The sequence below is a fragment of the Priestia sp. SIMBA_032 genome (assembly GCF_046535215.1).
Taxonomy (GTDB): domain Bacteria; phylum Bacillota; class Bacilli; order Bacillales; family Bacillaceae_H; genus Priestia; species Priestia aryabhattai.
Genome location: NZ_JAWRXD010000242.1, coordinates 1 through 361, shown reverse-complemented (window position 1 = coordinate 361; position 361 = coordinate 1). Strand labels below are relative to the sequence as shown.

The 361-nt window shown below is 59.3% G+C and carries 1 protein-coding gene; it reads right to left on the bottom strand.

Annotated features, from left to right (window positions below; genetic code table 11):
- On the bottom strand, positions 1 to 361 hold a 361-nt coding region (locus SB717_RS34190; RefSeq protein WP_410907276.1), incomplete at both ends, for a hypothetical protein.

Here is a 361-nt window from a genome sequence, read left to right as displayed (position 1 = left end):
CGATACGGGATTTCCCTGTACCGATCTCGCGCACCACAATGTCGTGCGGTGCGTAGTGGGCACCGTAGGAATACCCCAGCTTTTTGAGCAGATCGCCGTAGTACTCCATGCCCTCGCCTGAATGCTCGATGTAATCGATGATGTGGACCTGGCGGCCCACCACCTGGAACAGCACGATGGACATAGCGTCCCCCATGCCCAAGTCCCAGGCAGTGAACACCGGCAAGGTAGGGTTGCGAGTCACCGCCTTGGTGATTCGGCCCTGTTGCCGCAGGAATCGCATCTGCGTGAGGTAGTAGGCACCCTTGATACCCTGGTCAAACGCTTCGTCGGGCGTTGCCGGGTACTCGCGCTTCATGTC